The sequence below is a fragment of the Streptomyces sp. RLA012 genome (genome assembly GCF_056270325.1).
The window spans coordinates 7244681-7261342 of sequence record NZ_JBWDPA010000002.1 but is presented as its reverse complement, the minus strand read 5'-3'; the positions used below and the strand labels follow the sequence as shown (position 1 = coordinate 7261342).

The window sequence follows — 16662 nt, the reverse complement described above, 5'->3', positions numbered from 1 at the left end:
GAGTCGTCAGACGTTGCAGATGAGTCGTCAGACGTTGTAGATGGCGGTCTTGTAGCGGGCCAGGTTCGACGGGTCGGAGAAGAACCGGACGGTCTGCTCCAACCCCTCCTGGAGGCTGTGGGCCGGTGCCCAGCCGGTCGCGGCGCGCAGCCGGGAGGCGTCGCAGACCAGCCTCATCACCTCGGACGCGGCGGGCCGGATGCGCTGCGCGTCCTCGCGGACCTCAAGCTCGGCCCCCATGAGCTTGCCGACCAGCGTCACCAGGTCGCCGACCGAGATCTCTCCGCCCGTACCGGCGTTGAACGTCCTGCCGACGACCGCCTCGGCGGGAGCGGTGCCCACCGCGAGGAACGCCTGGGCGGTGTCCTTGACGAACATGAAGTCCCGGGTGGGCCGCAGGTCGCCCAGGGCGATGGTCCGCTCGCCGGCCGCTACCTGCCCGATGACGGTCGGGATCACCGCCCGCATGGACTGGCGCGGCCCGAAGGTGTTGAACGGCCGCAGGGTGGCCACCGGGATGCCGAAGCTGGCGTAGTAGCCGTCGGCCAGCCGGTCGCCGCCCGCCTTGGAGGCGGAGTACGGGGACTGGGTGTTGATCGGGTGGTCCTCGGTGATGGGGACGGTCTGCGCGGTGCCGTACGTCTCGCTGGTGGAGGTGTGCACCATCCTGGGGATGCCGAGCCGGCGTACGGCTTCCAGCACGTTGAGCGTCCCGGTGACATTGGTGGCCACGTAGCTGTGCGGTGCCTGGTAGGAGTACGGGATCGCGATCAGCGCGGCCAGGTGGTAGACGGCCTCGGTGCCGGTGAGCAGGTGCTGCACCGACCCGGCGTCGCGTACGTCGCCGAGTACGACCTCCACGCTGTCCATCACGTCCTGCGGCAGGGTCTCCAGCCAGCCGTACGACGAGAAGGAGTTGTACTGGGCCATGGCGCGTACCCGGTGTCCTGATGCGACGAGCGCCTCCACCAGGTGCGAGCCGATGAATCCCTCGGCACCGGTTACTGCGACGGTTGTGGGAGCGGACGAGGTCACGGATCTGTCTCCTCTGAATGTGAATGTGAATGTGAATCGGTCAGGCCAGGGCGTCAGGGCGCCATGAGGTCACGGGGGCCCACGGGTTGCCGGGATCCGGTCAGCGGTGGGCCGTGGTCCGGCCCATCCGAGTGCACGCGACCGCCAGCAGCACCGCCGTCGCGCAGCCGCAGGCCGCCAGCTCGGCGGTCGCCGGGCTGAACAGAGCCGGTCCCCGGTGGGCCCCGTCCGACAGCGCCGCCTCCGCCACGGCGGCGGCGAGGCAGGCCACGGCGGACGGCCAGGCGATGCCGGCCGCCTGGAGCAGCAGGGCGACCCAGAGCGCCGCGCCGAGGGCGAGCAGCGGCAGCGGCGGCACCCCGGTGACCAGTGCCGGGGCGGCGAGCACCGCGAGGTACTCGGTGAGGCACAGGGCGAGCACGCCGGCCGCCCGGAGCCGGAAGCCCCGGGGGGTCCGGCTGTGCCGCAGAGCGGTGAGCGTCAGGCTCCGGTAGCGGTAGAGCAACCACTCGGCCACGCCCATGCTCAGCGTCAGCACGACGGCGGCCGGCCTGCCCGCCGCCGGGGCCATCAGCGTCAGCGCCCCGCCGGCCAGGCCGAACAGCCCGTACGGGAGGGAGGCGGTGAGCCGTGCCGTGCCCGGCACCGAGGAGCTGGTGGTGCGCAGCGACCGGACGATCTCCCGTACCGCCGACAGCACCGCCGCTACGACGGTGGCCAGCAGCAGCACGGCGACCGGCACCGGGCCGGGGCGCCACAGCGGTATGCAGGCCGCCCCGGCCGCCGTCGGTACGAGCGCGATCAGCAGGTGCTGTTCGCGTCCCAGCACGAGCAGCACTGTGGCCGCCGCCAGATAGAGCGCCTCTCCCGCCGCGAAGGCCGGGACGGCGCCCGCCCCCGAGACGGCCAGTGCGGTCGCCGCCGCTGCCGTCACCCCGGCCGGGGCCCCGAGCAGCAGGCACCGCGCGGCTGCCCGCCGACCTCCCGCGGCGAGCCGTACGTAGGCGCGGTGGGCCAGTGCCTGGTTCCAGGCCCAGGCCACGAGTGCAGAGGCGGCGAGCCCGGTGACCCGGCCGGGCAGCAGTCCTGCGCCCAGCAGGTAGGCCAGCCCGGGCAGGCCGAACAGCATCCCGCGCAGCAGGCACTGCCACGGGCTGGTCCGCCACGGGTCGGGCCCCGGTCCGGGGTCCGGGAACCGGCGCGGCACCCGGGCGTACAGCTCCTCCGCGACGGCGAACAGGTCCCGTCGCGCGTAGCGGGTGGTGATCTGTTCGTGCGTCAGCCCGTCGGACTCCAGCACCGCGGCGATCTCGTCCGGGTGAACGGCGGCCCCGCACACGTCCGCCAGCCGTTCGGCGAGCCCGTCGAGCGGGTCGTCGGCCCAGGTCGGTCGCCGCGGCGGGGTCGACAGGCGCAGCAATACGGTTCGGTCGTCGCCCGGCCGGTTCACCACTCACCTCCGGCCCGTCGGGCGCGCGGCGCCGGGTCCTCGGCCAGGTGCGTCCGGGTCTCGGAAAGGTGTGTCCGGTCCTCGCCCGCTGCCAGCGCGCCATAGATCTCCCGAAAGGAGTCGATGGTGTGCCGGAGCGTGAACTGGTCGATCACCCTCAGTCGCGCGGCCTCGCCCATCCGGGCCCGGCGGTCGGGCGCGCGCAGCAGTTCCAGGGCTGCCCGTGCCATCGCCTCCGGTTCGCGCGGCGGTACGACGAGTCCGGCGTCGCCCACTGCCTCGCGGACCCCGCCGACGTCGGTGGAGACGGTGGCCCGGCCGCACGACATGGCCTCGATGAGGGTGAAGGGGAAGCCCTCGCTGATGCTGGAGAGCATGACCACGGTGCCCGCCGCGTAGGCGTCGCGGATGTCCTCCACCCGGCCCTCGAAGGCCACCGCTTCGGCGATGCCCAGCTCCCGGCCGAGAGCCTGGCAGCGTTCCCGGTAGGCCTGGCCGCCGCTGGGTGTGCCGCCGAACAGCCGCAACCGCACCTGGGGCATCTCCCGGCGTACCAGGGCGAAGGCCCGGATCAGCGTTTCCAGGTCCTTGATGGGATCGACCCGCCCCGCCCAGGCCAGTGTGGGGGTCTCCGGTTCCGGACCGGCGGGAGGAAAGGCCCCGGGGTCCACACCGTTGTAGACGGTACGGATCTTGTCGGGCGCGGTGCCGCCCCGTTCCTCCCAGCGTCGGTTGTAGTGGCTTCCCGGCGTGATGAGCGCGGCGCGGGCGTAGGTCTCCTGTGCCAGCAGCCGGAAGAAGCCGAGCAGCAGTGCCTTCACCGGCCAGTGGTAACCGCCGGCGCCGTAACCGAGGTAGCGCTCACGCAGGTAGACGCCGTGTTCGGTGAGCAGCAGGGGCGTGCCGTACAGGTGCTGGGCCAGCAGTCCGGGGAGGGCTGCCAGTCCGCCGCTGACGGCGTGGGTGATGCCGTGCCTGGGTGGGGCGGCCGCCAGTGGGCGCAGGGCGTGTTCCAGCAGGTCGGTCGCGGTCAGTACGTCGTGCATGGTCGGCCGGGCGGCGTGGGTGGGTAGGTGCGGACGGTTCCAGACGGCGGCCAGGGTGCGTATCGCTGCCTCCGTGCGCAGCGCCGCCGTCAGCTCCCCGTACCGGGCCCGTGCCGCGAGGCCGTACAGCCCTTCGGCGAAGCGCTCCAGGGTGCTGGGGCCGGCCTGGGAGCCGGAACCAGGGCCGGGATCGAGGCCGGGATCGAGGAGGGCCAGCAGGAACATCTCGTAGGTGTCGAGGAAGCCCCGCAGCCGCCGGCCGCGCGGTGCGCGGCCGGTCGGCGTCGGTCCCCAGGTGGGTATGGAGACCACCTTGCTGACGTGCGCGGGCGTTTCCCAGGTGAGGGACTCACGGCCGTCACTGGTGACCGCGAGTATCTGGAAGTCCACGTCGGGTATGCCGTGGACCAGCTGATCGCACCAGACACTCACTCCGCCGTGGCTGTGCGGGTAGGTGCCCTCGGTGAGCATGGTGACGCGGGTCGCGCCGGTGTTGAGGGCCGCGATGGCCCTGGCCGTGCCGGATGGCGGTGTGTCCCCGAATGCCGGCATGGTGCGGTCGGTCCCTGCCAAGGTCCCCGTATCCCCGTATCCCCGTGTCCCGTCGTGCCCGTTGGGCCCGCTGGGACGGTGGCGCCCGTCGTGCAGGTCGTGCCCGTTGATCACGGTCAGCGCTTGCGGCGGACGGTGTCGCCGGGGCCTGCCGGGACAGGGCTGGTCACACCACTGGGCACACGCAGCGCGGGCGCCGGTGCGGCTGCCTTCGCGGTGCCGGTACCGTTGCCGGTGGGGGCCGCGGGCGTGGCCTGCGTGGTCAGTTGCAGGGTGATCGAGGCCTGCAGCACGCCGGGGGTGGTCCAGCCGGACAGCTGCCCGGCGTAGGCGGTGCCGAAGGCGGTGCTGCCGAGCAGCTGGTTCTGGGTGGTGCCGGCGGGCATGGTCGCGCTGGTCTGGGTGCCGTTGGGCGAGCTGATGGTGACCGTGTTGCCGATCCGGTAGGCGGTGACCTGGTTGTTCTTCACTGCGGCGGCCCAGGCGGCGCGGTTCTTCAGCTCGGTCCCGATGTCCTTCAGCCGCAGGTTGACCAACGGGGTGTTGGCGGCGTAGAGGCTGGTGTAGTCGCCCAGGATCTTGTCCAGCACCGGGTAGGCGATGCGGTCCTCGGCGAGGTTCGACTGGTGCATGTACACCGGCCGGGGGTCGTTGGAAAGCGCGTGTCCGAGGGCGATACGGCTCTCCAGCGGGACGATGTACGACGTGTAGCCGGTCTGGGGGTCCAGCGGGGCGCTCAGGCAGGTGGTGGTCGAGGAGCCCTCGCAGATGCCGCTGCCGCCGTTGGCCTTGCTGGTGTAGATGTAGTTGTACTCGTCCACTTCCTCGGTCGCGTGGCCCGCGTTGTAGTAGACGTTCATCGGGAAGCGCGGCACGGTGAGGGCGGGGCCGATCTGGCGCTGCTGCGGGTCCCGGGAATTGTCGCTGGCCAGCCACTTCACCCCGGTGGCGTTCAGGGACGGGGCCAGGTTGGGGTTGTCGTCGGGCTGCTGCGGCAGCACCTTCATCCCGGAGTGCTCACCGGTGACCAGTTCCGTGTTGTCGAGGGCGAGGCCCTTGCCATTGGCCCAGGTACGGTTCTGGGTGATCTGCGAGGTGATGTCGGCCTGGCTGACCCACTGGATCTTTCCGCTCGCGTCGGTGGAGCACTTCCACGGCACCACGCTGACGTCCTGGACGCAGCCCAGGAACGGGTGCTGGTAGGTGTGGTTGACCCAGCGGAAGGCACTCTTGTCGGCGATGAGCCGGTCCGCCGTCGGGTCGGCGCCACCGTGTTCCGCCTTGTAGTCCTCGCTGCCGCCGCCGTTGAACACCATGTCCAGAGTGAGCCCGTGGCCGGCGGACCACTGCTTGGCGTACTGGGCGTCCGCCGCCGTCATCCGGATCGGGTCGGGGGTGGCGCCCTCGCCCGGGGTGCAGTCCACGTCACCCGGGGTGCAGTTGAGCGAGGTGTTCCACCGGTCGTCGCCGAGGAAGACGTCGTCGACGTGGACCGCGAAGTAGTTGCGGTCGGCGCCCAGGTGGATGCCCTGGGTCAGCCATTCGACGATGCCCCGGGTCAGCAGCCGATACTGCTCCTGGTACTGGTTGTAGACGAAGTTGACGACCAGTTCCCGGCGCCCGTCGTGGGCGTACTCGCCGACGAGCGAACCGCGCGCGGAGCTGCCCGGGATCGGGGCGTCCACATAGCTGGTGAACGTGGCCCCGGCCTGCTGTTGGGCGAGCGGCACGGCCAGATAGCCGTAGCTCTCGGACACGTCGGGCGCGTTGTCCTCGAAGGGGACGTTCCCGCCGAGGTAGCCGAAGGGTCCGGTCTTCCCGACGGACGTCACCTGGGCGGTGGTGCCGTCGAGCGAGCCGATGTACCCGGGGGCCTGCGCGTAGTTCAGCCCGACCTCGGGCCTGGCGTAGGTGTAGGCGTCGGCCTGCCGGATGCCGAAGGTCTGCTCGAAGGTCGCCAGGGCCGCCATCTCGGCGGAGCCCGCTCCGAACGGGTTGTCGTTCGGCAGCACGACGGCCTGGTACTTGGCCCTGGGACGGCCGCTGACGGTATCGCTGAGGAAGGCGGCGTTGATCTGCGGCCGCCCGCTGTCGGCCAGGTTGACCCTGGTGTACGGGGTACCTGCCGAGTCGAGTTCGGCGGTGATGGCCCCGGTGGCCGGACCCCCGTCGTCGACGACGAGCACCTTCAGGTCGATCCTCGGCTCCAGCGTGGCTGCTTTCGCCGCTATGGGCGACGTGACAAGTGCGAGCACGGCAGCGCTGCCGCACACACCGGATTTCAACAGCATGCGACGCATGATGAACTCCCCCCAGCGCCGCGGGTCAGCGCGGCGCGGCATAACAATGGATCAGATACAGATCAGATACAGATCAGATACGGATCAGACGGTGATAGAAATTGCGCAGGCTTGCCTACTTGCGGGCACGACCGTGCCAGCAGTGAATACAACCGCATATACGTGAATCCCCCGATCCCCGCGCCCCCATCGCCCAGAGGTATATCACCTCCCGGCCTACCGTCGAGGCTTATCGCCTGTCGCCTCAGGGACGCACGCGAGCCCGTCCGACGGAATCGACGAGCGTGCGATTATGCCCCACCGCGCGGGTAAATGATCAAGCATACAAGCAGCTCAGAGCGCTCATTCGGCACGTAATCGAAGCGCCGACAAAAGTGCCGGAACCCCGCCCGGGACTTCGTCGACCGACCGCTAATAGGATCACCCGATGGTGCGATTCCAACGAGACGACCGTACGGATTATTCTCACATCCGCTAAACGACCCTGCGCCCTGGATCTGGGCCGGATCCCTCAGGTGGTGCAACCCATCGACGGCGACGCGCCGGACCGGGCGGTCGGGGGCCGGCTCGCCGACCGAGGCCCGAAAACGACCGGGCCGCGCGGCCTCGCAGCGGACGGCAAAAGCCTGCGCGGCGCGGCCGGAAGGACGGAGGCGCCCTCGACAGCCCCGGTGACCAACTGCACCCGGGCTGGATCCTGCGGCTGCCGAAGGACGCCTCGGGACCCGGCGTGCAACTGGCCAGGGACACCGCAGGCCAAGGCAGTGCCTCCGCTCCCCCGGCCTCCGGGACCGCGGCTCCGCCGGGCACGGGCGACGAGCAGTCCACCATGCTCACCATCCCCCTGGCCGCCGCGATCGCGATACTCGGCGCGATCCTGCTCGCCCTGGTCACCGCGGGCATCGTGGGCCGGCGGAAGGTGCGTGCCGGGTACGCCGTCGTCCGCCGGGGCCTTCACAAGCTGGGCGAGCCGGCACGCCGGCGCCGCAGGCTGGCCCATCGGCAGGCGACCAGCCGCCGGTTCGACGCGGACGTCGACGCGGTGCGGCGTGCCTACGGAACCCTCGGCGAGTTCGCCGCCACGGACCGGGAGCCCGAGAGGCCCGGTGCACGCGCTGAGCGTCGACGACGCCGACGTGACCGTGTGGCTGTCGGCGTCCGATGCGGCCGGCGCACCCTGGACGAACATCGACAGCACGCGCTGGCGCCGTCCCTCTGCCGCACCGGGCCGGCCGGTCCCGAGCGACGGCGGCGTGACCTCACCCTCTGATCTCTCCACGGCCTGTCTGGTCCGGGCAGGCACGGACGCCGACGGCCGGCCACTGTTCGTCGACCTCAGCCGCCTCGACGGTGTCCTCAGCGTGACCGGTGAGAAGGCGGTGGCCCGTGACGTCGTGCAGAACCTGCTGGCGGAGATCGCCCGTACCCGTCCCGGCACTCCGGTGACCGTGCTGCGGGGAACGGCCGACGCTCCACCGCTCGCCGTACCGCCGAGCCTCCAGCAATTGCCGCAGGTCACCCCTCAGATACGCCGAACGGGCGGGAGGCCACCGAGCTGGCAGCCCTGTGCGGTGCGGGCGGTGCGGGCTGGTCCGGGCTGGTCCGGGCTCGTCTACGGGGAGACGCAGGACGCGCACTGGCGCTGGTACACCGACGGTCACGGCCGCGTCGACATTCCCGTGCTGGACCTGAAGCTCGTGGTTCCGGCCTGAGCGCACTGTCGGCCCGCTGCCGAGGGACTCCTTGCTCCTCCGGCAGCGGGCGGGCGACTACCCGATGCTCCGGCACGCGGCACGGACGGGCACGAACTCCACGCTCCACGCGTGCCCATCGTCCTCAGCCGACGCGTTTGGCCATGGCCAAACCGAATGCCTCGCAGCGTCATCGCCCGCCACCCTTATGCCTGCATTTACCCACGTGTACAGCAAAGGCGCAGGTCACGATGGTGATACGAAACAGGTTCAAGTCCCGTCAGTCGCGCAGATATCGTAACCGAACAGTTGTTCAGAGTTCGCTCATTTGTGCGACAAATCGATGCCGCTTGCCTATAAACTGCGCTTGCGCGCCCGGGGGGCAGTCGGTCGTCATAACGTCATGACGACCGGCACCGTGACCAAGAGCGCATCACCCATGCCATCTCATCTCGTGCTCGAGCATGCCAGCAGACGTCGGCGCCTGTGCCTGACGACCGCCCCGAGGCCGCTCACAAGAGCCCGGATCGGCAGGTCCCCGGCTCCACACGGTCATCGGAAAGCAGCGAATTTCAATGGCAGAACGGCAATACCTCGGTCAGGGCACCACCACCTCCTGGGAGAAGTTCTGGTACGTCCTGGGCTGCATCTACCTCGGCGCCGCCTACTTCCAGAAGGTCCCGGTGAAGAAGGCGCTGAGCGAGTACGGGCTGGTCGAGATGACCGGTGCCGAGAAGTTCTGGTACGTCGTCGAGTGCATCTTCTTCGGCGCCGGCTACTTCGCGAAGACCACCATCAAGAAGGCACTGTCCGAGGTGCGGAACACCGGCACGGTCTGACCGCCGTTGGCGAATCCGTCGCCGGGGCACTCTCCTGGGAAACCGTGAACACTTAAGCGCTTAAGTGTTCACGGTTTCCGGCACCCATGGGGTGCGAGCGACACGGGGAAATGGTCGAGGTGCTGTCCGACCCGGCGCTGCACACGTTCATCGGCGGCACACCCGCCACTCCCGAGGCCTTGCGTTCACGCTACGAACGCCTCGTCGCGGGCTCCCCCGACCCGGCCACCGGGCCTCCGCGGCCGTCGTCGCGGCGGCCGGGCTGAGCCCGACCGACCGGTACCAGGACGGCGAAGTCCGGTGGGAGCTGCCGCTACGGCGGTGACCTCAGCCGCCGTGCGGGCCGCCCGCGGCCCGCCAGGCGTCGGCGAAGTGATGCACGTCCTCGAAGCGTTCCTCCGGATCGGACCGGGTCGCGCGGACGATCACCGCCTGCTGGGCCGGGGTGCCCCGCCAGGCGCGTTCCTCGTCCCCCCCGTCCAGGAGGAGCCGGGCGGTACGGCCCAGCGTGAACACGGTCGTACGGGTGTCGATCACCGAGCCCCGTACGAACTCCTCGGGAGCCATGAACCGCTGGGAACCCGGCAGGCGTTCCTCCTCGACCACGAACGGGCCCGGCCGGTACTCGTCGAGGTCGACCAGATGCAGGACGTGGCCCGCGAAGTCGTACAGCAGCGCGCCGTCGTAGAAGTCGACCGCGACATGCCCGGCGACCTCCACCGCGAGGTGGGCGTCGAGGACGCGGTCGAACGCGGTGAGGACACGTTCGACCGGCAGGGCGCGGAAGCGGGCCATCGGGCTCTCCGGGCCCGTACGGTCGCGCGGTCCGCCCACCGTGGCGGGGTACAGCACCTCGCCCTCCCGCCAGGGCATCACCACCGCCCAGCCGCCACCGCCACGCACGGCGATGCGGTGGACCTGCGGGACGATCGCCCGGTGCCGTACGGCCCGGTGGAAGGCCCAGGCCCGGTCGAGCGAGCGGCGTCCGTGGTCGCTGACCGCCTCCTTGACGAACCAGCGCGCCCCGTCGAGCAGCCGTACCCCGTAGGACACGCAACCGGAATCCTGCTCCCGGAACGCCTGGAACACCTCTCCCACCCGGCCCAGGTAGGGCTCCACGGCGGGCACTTCTTCGACTCCGAGCAACGAGTGGAGGACCATGGCTGCCAGCCTGCCCTACCGAACCCCTCCCGCGCGTCAGGACGACGCCCGCGCCACCAGTTCCGTGGGCAGGACGACCTGGCGTTTCTCCAGTCCGCGCGAGACCGCGGGGCGGCGGTCGGCGATCTCCCCCAGCAGGAGATCGATCATGGCGCGGCCCATCCCCTCGATCGGCTGGCGCACGCTGGTCAGGGGCGGATCCATGTGGCGGGCGATGGCGGAGTCGTCGTACCCGACGAGGGCCACGTCGTCGGGTGTACGGCGGCCCGCTTCCCGGAGGACCTGGCGGGCGCCCGCCGCCATCACGTCCGAGCCCGCGAAGACCGCGTCCAGGTCCGGGCAGCGGGCCAGCAGTTCGGTCATCGCGCGCCGGCCGCCCTCCTCGGTGAAGTCGCCCGGGACGATCAGCCGGTCGTCCACCTCGCGGCCGGCCGCGAGCAGCCCGTCGCGGTAGCCGTCCACCCGGCGCTGGGCACCGAAGACGTCGAGACGGCCCGCCAGATGGACGATCCTGCGACGCCCCCGGGCGATCAGGTGCTCGGCGGCCAGGCGGCCTCCGCCGTAGTTGTCGGAGTCCACGGACGGCAGTGTCTCGTCCGCCGAGCGGCGACCGCTGATCACCGCCGGGATCTCCAGCTGGGAGAGGAGGTCGGGGAGCGGGTCGTCGGCGTGCACGGAGACGAGGAGCACTCCGTCGACGCGATGCGCGGCCAGGTACTGGGCGAGGCGCTGCCGCTCCCGGTCGCTGCCCGCGAAGATCAGCAGCAGCTGCATCTCGGTGTCGGAGAGCTCCGCCCCGACACCGCGCAGCATGTCCGAGAAGTACGGTTCCGCGAAGAACCGGGTCTCCGGTTCGGGGACGACGAGGGCGATCGCGTCCGTGCGGTTGGCGGCGAGGGCGCGCGCCGCCGTGTTCGGGACATAGCCGAGTTCGGCGACCGCCGCCTCGACGGCGGCGCGGGTCGCGTCGCTGACCCGTGGGGAACCGTTGATCACCCGGGACACCGTGCCGCGGCCCACTCCCGCGCGTGCGGCGACCTCTTCCAAGGTCGGCCGGCCGCCTCCCCGGCCCCGCGCTCCGTGGCTTGCCATGGTCCGCCTCCCGTCGACGTCGCGTGCTCCGCGACTGGCCTGGAATCTAACAGTCCCGTTCACGGACGGAACCCCGGCAACCCGTCCGTGGCCGGGGCCCCGCCACCCCGTACGCGAACAGGGTCCCGCCACCGGGCCCAAGGGCCCGCGTCGCCCCCGCCCAAGGGCCCGCGTCGCCCCCGCCCGGGCAGGCTCGCCGAGCCCGGCGGCGCAAGCCGCCGACCGCTCGCCGGGGCCAACGCCCCACTGACACGAGCCACTTCAACCGTCCGACGCACCCCTCCCGCCCGTCCCCCCGGAGTTAGTTAACGGGCCGATAACTGAACGCATCTCTCCGCGTCGGCTCCCTTGACACCCCCGCGCGAACCGACGACTCTTCAACACATCACCTGTGGGAGCGCTCCCACGGTACCTGACACATACACATCCCGCACGTTCCCCGCCCGAGCCGCAGCGAGAAACAACGGGCCCAACAGTGCAGTTGGCCGGGGGGTCGGCACGTCAGGCAACAGGAGGACGCAATGCGCACGATTACCCGTCGGTCCCGCAGTCTGGGGGCCCTCGCGGCCGTCGCCGCGCTGACCACAGGGCTGCTGGCCGGCTGTGCCGACGACAGCGGTGGAAGCAGCGACAACAGCAGCAGCGACACGGGCGGCGGCAAGGGCAAGACCACGATCACCCTGGGGCTCTTCGGCACGATGGGCTTCAAGGAGGCCGGGCTCTACACCGCGTACGAGAAGCTCCACCCGAACATCAACGTCGAAGAGACCTCGATCGAGAAGAACGAGAACTACTACCCGGCTCTCGTCAACCACCTCACCACCAACAGCGGTCTCGCCGACATCCAGGCCGTCGAGGTCAGCAACATCGCCGAGGTCACCTCGACCCAGGCCTCGAAGCTGCTGGACCTGTCCAAGGTGTCGGGCGTCTCGAAGAGCAACTGGCTGGACTGGAAGTGGCAGCAGGCCACCACCAAGGACGGCCAGACCATCGGGCTCGGCACGGACATCGGCCCGATGGCCATCTGCTACCGCAAGGACATGTTCCAGGCCGCCGGTCTGCCCACCGACCGCGAGAAGGTGAGCCAGCTCTGGGCGGGCAGCTGGGACAAGTTCGTCGACGTCGGCAAGCAGTACAAGGCCAAGGCCCCGGCCGGCACCACCTTCATGGACTCACCCGGCGGTCTGCTCAACGCCGTGCTGGGCAGCGAGAGCAAGCGCTTCTACGACGAGTCCGGCAAGGTCATATACAAGACGAACCCCACCGTGAGGGCCGCCTTCGACCTGACCGCGAAGGCCGCGCTGGACGGTCTGGTCGGCAAGGAGACGCAGTTCCAGCCCGCCTGGAACCAGACGATCGCCAACAGCAAGTTCGCCGCGATCTCCTGCCCGCCCTGGATGCTCGGCACCATCAAGGGCTATGCGAAGACGTCCGACGCGGGCAAGTGGGACGTGGCCCAGGCGCCCAAGGCCGGCAACTGGGGCGGTTCCTTCCTGGCCGTGCCCAAGTCGGGCAAGAACACGACGGAAGCGGCGAAGCTGGCCGCCTGGCTGACCGCGCCCGAGCAGCAGGCGAAGCTGTTCGCCGTGCAGGGCAGCTTCCCGAGCGCACCGGGCGCGTACACCCTGCCCGCGGTGACCGGCGCGAAGAACGCGATGACGGGTGACGCCCCGGTCGGCCAGATCTTCGCGGAGGCCGCCAAGGACAGCCCGGTCCAGATCATCGGCCCGAAGGACCAGATCATCCAGCAGGGTCTGACCGACAACGGCGTGATCCTCTCGACCAAGGGCAAGACGCCCGCCGAGGCCTGGGAAGCGGCCACCAAGACCATCGACAACAACCTGGACCAGTGACCGGCATGGTCACCCCGCACGACACCGCCGCCGCGCCCCCCGAGAAGGAGGGGGGCGCGGCCCCGGCCCGCCCCCCTGCCGGCCCCGGGCCCGTCGACCCCGCCGACAAGGAGCAGCGGCGTCGGGCCCGGCTCTCCCGCCGCTGGCAGCGGGACCTGCGCTGGAGCCCGTACGCGTTCGTCTCCCCGTTCTTCGTGCTCTTCATCGCCTTCGGCCTGTTCCCGCTGATCTACACCGGCTGGGCCTCGTTGCACACGGTGGAGCTGACCGCGCCCACCGACATGAAGTGGGCGGGGCTGCACAACTACACGCGGATCTTCGACGACGACTTCTTCTGGAACGCGGCGAAGAACACGCTGACGATCGGGATCATCTCGACCGTCCCGCAGCTGCTGATGGCGATGGGCCTGGCCCACATCCTCAACTACCGGCTGCGGGCGTCCACGTTCTGGCGCACCGTGATGCTCGCCCCGTACGCGACCTCCATCGCCGCCGCCTCGCTCGTCTTCGCGCTGCTCTTCGGCCGTGACTACGGAATGATCAACTGGGTCCTGGACGCGGTGGGCTTCGACAAGATCGACTGGCAGGGCAGCAAGTGGCCCTCCCAGATCGCCGTTTCGTCGATCATCATCTGGCGCTGGACGGGCTACAACGCGCTGATCTACCTCGCCGCGATGCAGGCCATCCCGCAGGACCTGTACGAGTCGGCGGCGCTGGACGGCGCCACGCGCTGGAAGCAGTTCCTCCACGTCACGCTGCCCTCGCTGCGGCCGACGATCCTGTTCACCGTGGTCGTCTCGACCATCGGCGCGAGCCAGGTGTTCGGTGAGCCGCTGCTGTTCGACCAGGGCAAGGGCGCGTCCGGCGGTGCCGAGCACCAGTTCCAGACGCTCGGCCTCTATCTGTACGAGCAGGGCTGGGTGGGCCAGCATCTGGGCCGGTCCTCCGCCATCGCGTGGACGATGTTCCTGATCCTGATCGTGATCGGAGCCGTCAACTTCGTCATCTCGCGCCGGCTGCGCGCCAGTAGTCAAGGAGACCGGCCGTGACGACGACATTGCCCACGCCGAAGCCGACCACCGCCCCCGCGCCCGAGAAGCGCACATGGCGCGGTTCGAAGGCCAGGCGCGCCGGCGGGCAGATGCACGCCGGGCCCATCGGGTACGCGGTCCTCGCCCTGTTCACCTTCGGCTCGCTGTTCCCGCTGGTGTGGACGGCGGTCGCCGCCTCCCGTGACAACAACCGGCTGGCGCAGACCCCGCCCCCGCTCTGGTTCGGCTCCAACCTCTTCCACAACCTCGACGTCGCCTGGTCCAACGCGAATCTGGGCAAGGCGTTCCTCAACACGACGATCGTGGCGGGCACTTCGGCGACCGTCGTCGTCCTGCTGTCGACGATCGCCGGTTTCGCCTTCGCGAAGCTGCGCTTCAAGGGCCGTAACATCCTGCTGCTGCTCGTCATCGGCACGATGATGGTGCCGCCGCAGCTGATGGTGATCCCGCTGTACATGCTGGTCGCCAAGCTCCAGTGGACGGACCAGCTCCAGGCGGTCATCTTCCCGTCCCTGGTGAGCGCGTTCGGTGTCTTCTTCATGCGCCAGTACCTGATCCAGGCTCTCCCGAACGAGCTGATCGAGGCGGCCCGCGTGGACGGCGCGAGCAGCTGGCGGGTGATCTGGCACGTGGTGTTCCCGGCGGCCCGCCCCGCCATGGCGGTCCTCGGCATGCTGACGTTCGTACAGACGTGGAACGACTTCCTGTGGCCGTTCCTGGTGCTGACACAGACCGGCAACCCGACCGTGCAGGTCGCGCTCGCCGGCCTCGGCCGCGGCTACACCCCCGACCAGTCACTGATCATGGCGGGCGCGCTGCTCGGCACGCTGCCGCTGCTGGTCGTCTTCGCCCTGTTCGGCAAGCAGATCGTCGGCGGCATCATGCAGGGCGCCGTCAAGGGCTGACCTCGTCCGTCGGGGGAGAAAGGGGGCCGGGTCACCGCCGCCCCGGCCCTCCTCCCCCAGTCCCTCCTCCAGCCCCTCCCCATCCCCTCCCCCTCTTACCTTCGGTCTCCACGACCCCCTATGGCCCCTATGGGAGCGCTTCCATGCCTGAGCCCGCATCGCCCGTGACCTTTCCCCCCGCCTTCCTCTGGGGCGCGGCCACCTCCGCGTACCAGATCGAGGGGGCGGTACGGGAGGACGGCCGTACGCCGTCCATCTGGGACACCTTCAGCCACACCCCAGGCAAGACGGCCGCCGGTGAGACCGGTGACATCGCTGTCGACCACTACCACCGCTACCGCGACGACGTGGCTCTGATGGCGGAGCTGGGCCTGTCGGCGTACCGCTTCTCGATCTCCTGGTCCCGGGTGCAGCCGACGGGGCGCGGCCCCGCGGTCCAGCGGGGCCTGGACTTCTACCGCAAGCTGGTCGACGAACTGCTCGCGCACGACATCAAGCCGGCGATCACCCTCTACCACTGGGACCTCCCCCAGGAGCTGGAGGACGCGGGCGGCTGGCCGGAGCGCGACACGGCGCTGCGCTTCGCGGACTACGCGCGGATCGTGGGCGATGCGCTGGGCGACCGTGTGGAGCAGTGGATCACGCTGAACGAGCCGTGGTGCAGCGCGTTCCTCGGCTATGGCTCCGGGGTGCACGCGCCGGGCCGTACGGACGCGGCGGCCTCGCTCCGGGCCGCCCACCACCTCAATCTGGCGCACGGCCTGGGCACGTCCGCCCTACGGTCCGCGATGCCGGCCCGCAACACGGTCGCGGTGAGCCTGAACTCGTCCGTGGTCAGGCCGCTCACCCAGTCCCCGGCGGACCTGGCGGCGGTCCGGCGCATCGACAACCTCGCCAACGGCGTCTTCCACGGCCCGATGCTGCACGGCGCGTACCCGGAGGGGCTGTTCGCGGAGACGTCCTCGATCACGGACTGGTCGTACGTCCTGGACGGCGATCTGACGGCGATCAAGCAGCCGCTCGACGCCCTCGGCCTGAACTACTACACCCCGACGCTCGTCTCGGCGGCGGAGAAGTCGGCGGACGGCCCGCGTGCGGACGGGCACGGGGCGAGTTCCTACTCCCCGTGGCCGGGTGCGGACGAGGTCGCGTTCCACCAGACCCCCGGCGAGCGTACGGAGATGGGCTGGACGATCGATCCGAGCGGCCTGCACGACCTGATCATGCGCTACACGAGGGAGGCGCCGGGCCTGCCGCTGTACATCACCGAGAACGGCGCGGCGTACGACGACAAGCCGGACCCCGAGGGCCGCGTCCACGACCCCGAGCGCATCGCGTACCTCCACGGCCACCTGTCCGCCGTCCGCCGGGCGATCACCGACGGGGCCGATGTCCGCGGCTACTACCTCTGGTCCCTGATGGACAACTTCGAGTGGGCGTACGGCTATGGCAAGCGCTTCGGGGCGGTGTACGTCGACTACACGACCCTGACCCGTACGCCGAAGTCCAGCGCCCACTGGTACGGGCAGGCGGCCCGGACGGGTTCCTTGCCACCGGTTACACAGGCTGCCGCCGAGTAGCCACCGAGTCCATTGCCCGGGGGAACGGGGAACGGGGGAACGGGGGACGGGGGAACGGGGAACGGGGAACGGGGAACGGGGAACGGGGAACGGGGAAACGGGGAAC

Annotated in this window: 13 protein-coding genes and 1 pseudogene; 8 read left to right on the top strand and 6 right to left on the bottom strand. The window is 70.3% G+C overall.

All coding sequences use genetic code 11. The annotated features are described in order from the left end of the window. Window positions 1-27: 27 nt before the first annotated feature. From RV986_RS33350 to RV986_RS33335, 4 genes are all read right to left on the bottom strand, one after another. Window positions 28-1035, bottom strand: a complete 1008-nt coding sequence (locus RV986_RS33350) for an SDR family NAD(P)-dependent oxidoreductase (protein ID WP_475920920.1) — start codon at window positions 1033-1035, stop codon at window positions 28-30. Window positions 1036-1135: 100 nt separating this feature from the next. Further along, complete coding sequence (locus RV986_RS33345; protein WP_475920919.1) at window positions 1136-2485, bottom strand: hypothetical protein; 1350 nt, start codon at window positions 2483-2485, stop codon at window positions 1136-1138. Continuing rightward, complete coding sequence (pelF, locus tag RV986_RS33340) at window positions 2482-4083, bottom strand: GT4 family glycosyltransferase PelF (RefSeq protein ID WP_475920918.1); 1602 nt, start codon at window positions 4081-4083, stop codon at window positions 2482-2484. Before pelF ends, RV986_RS33345 begins: the two co-directional genes overlap by 4 nt. Before the next feature lie 116 nt (window positions 4084-4199). Next, on the bottom strand, window positions 4200-6383 hold the full coding sequence (locus RV986_RS33335; protein WP_475920917.1) for a hypothetical protein: 2184 nt from the start codon (window positions 6381-6383) through the stop codon (window positions 4200-4202). A gap of 730 nt (window positions 6384-7113) precedes the next feature. Here RV986_RS33335 and RV986_RS33330 point away from each other — a divergent pair. From RV986_RS33330 to RV986_RS33315, 4 genes and pseudogenes are all read left to right on the top strand, one after another. Beyond that, complete coding sequence (locus RV986_RS33330) at window positions 7114-7653, top strand: hypothetical protein (RefSeq protein ID WP_475920916.1); 540 nt, start codon at window positions 7114-7116, stop codon at window positions 7651-7653. Then, window positions 7637-8095 carry a hypothetical protein gene (locus tag RV986_RS33325; protein ID WP_475920915.1) on the top strand — a complete coding sequence of 153 codons (459 nt, stop codon included), beginning with the start codon at window positions 7637-7639 and terminating at the stop codon, window positions 8093-8095. The genes RV986_RS33330 and RV986_RS33325 overlap by 17 nt, the downstream gene beginning before the upstream one ends. Window positions 8096-8649: 554 nt before the next feature. Next, a complete protein-coding gene (locus tag RV986_RS33320; RefSeq protein ID WP_475920914.1) occupies window positions 8650-8913 on the top strand; it encodes a hypothetical protein in 264 nt (87 codons plus the stop codon). A gap of 107 nt (window positions 8914-9020) precedes the next feature. Continuing rightward, window positions 9021-9140: pseudogene (locus RV986_RS33315) on the top strand (GNAT family N-acetyltransferase); the annotation flags it as partial. A gap of 100 nt (window positions 9141-9240) precedes the next feature. Here RV986_RS33315 and RV986_RS33310 read toward each other — a convergent pair. Together RV986_RS33310 and RV986_RS33305 are read right to left on the bottom strand one after the other, a co-directional pair. Beyond that, window positions 9241-10074 carry a serine/threonine-protein kinase gene (locus RV986_RS33310; protein WP_475920913.1) on the bottom strand — a complete coding sequence of 278 codons (834 nt, stop codon included), beginning with the start codon at window positions 10072-10074 and terminating at the stop codon, window positions 9241-9243. Window positions 10075-10110: 36 nt separating this feature from the next. Beyond that, on the bottom strand, window positions 10111-11166 hold the full coding sequence (locus RV986_RS33305) for a LacI family DNA-binding transcriptional regulator (protein ID WP_475920912.1): 1056 nt from the start codon (window positions 11164-11166) through the stop codon (window positions 10111-10113). 521 nt (window positions 11167-11687) lie between these two features. On the opposite strand from RV986_RS33305, the gene RV986_RS33300 reads away from it, so the two are divergent. The 4 genes from RV986_RS33300 to RV986_RS33285 all read left to right on the top strand — a co-directional run bounded on the left by RV986_RS33300 (window position 11688) and on the right by RV986_RS33285 (window position 16556). Beyond that, the gene (locus tag RV986_RS33300) at window positions 11688-13019 is read left to right on the top strand and encodes an ABC transporter substrate-binding protein (protein ID WP_475920911.1); all 1332 of its coding nucleotides are present in this window, start codon (window positions 11688-11690) and stop codon (window positions 13017-13019) included. Between the two features lie 5 nt (window positions 13020-13024). After that, entirely contained in the window at window positions 13025-14068 is a 1044-nt protein-coding gene (locus RV986_RS33295; protein ID WP_475924524.1) for a carbohydrate ABC transporter permease, read from the top strand. Beyond that, window positions 14065-14976: a carbohydrate ABC transporter permease gene (locus tag RV986_RS33290; protein WP_475920910.1), complete on the top strand. Its 912-nt coding sequence runs from the start codon at window positions 14065-14067 to the stop codon at window positions 14974-14976. Before RV986_RS33295 ends, RV986_RS33290 begins: the two co-directional genes overlap by 4 nt. A 143-nt stretch (window positions 14977-15119) precedes the next feature. Further along, window positions 15120-16556: a GH1 family beta-glucosidase gene (locus RV986_RS33285; protein WP_475920909.1), complete on the top strand. Its 1437-nt coding sequence runs from the start codon at window positions 15120-15122 to the stop codon at window positions 16554-16556. The last annotated feature ends 106 nt before the right edge of the window (window positions 16557-16662 follow it).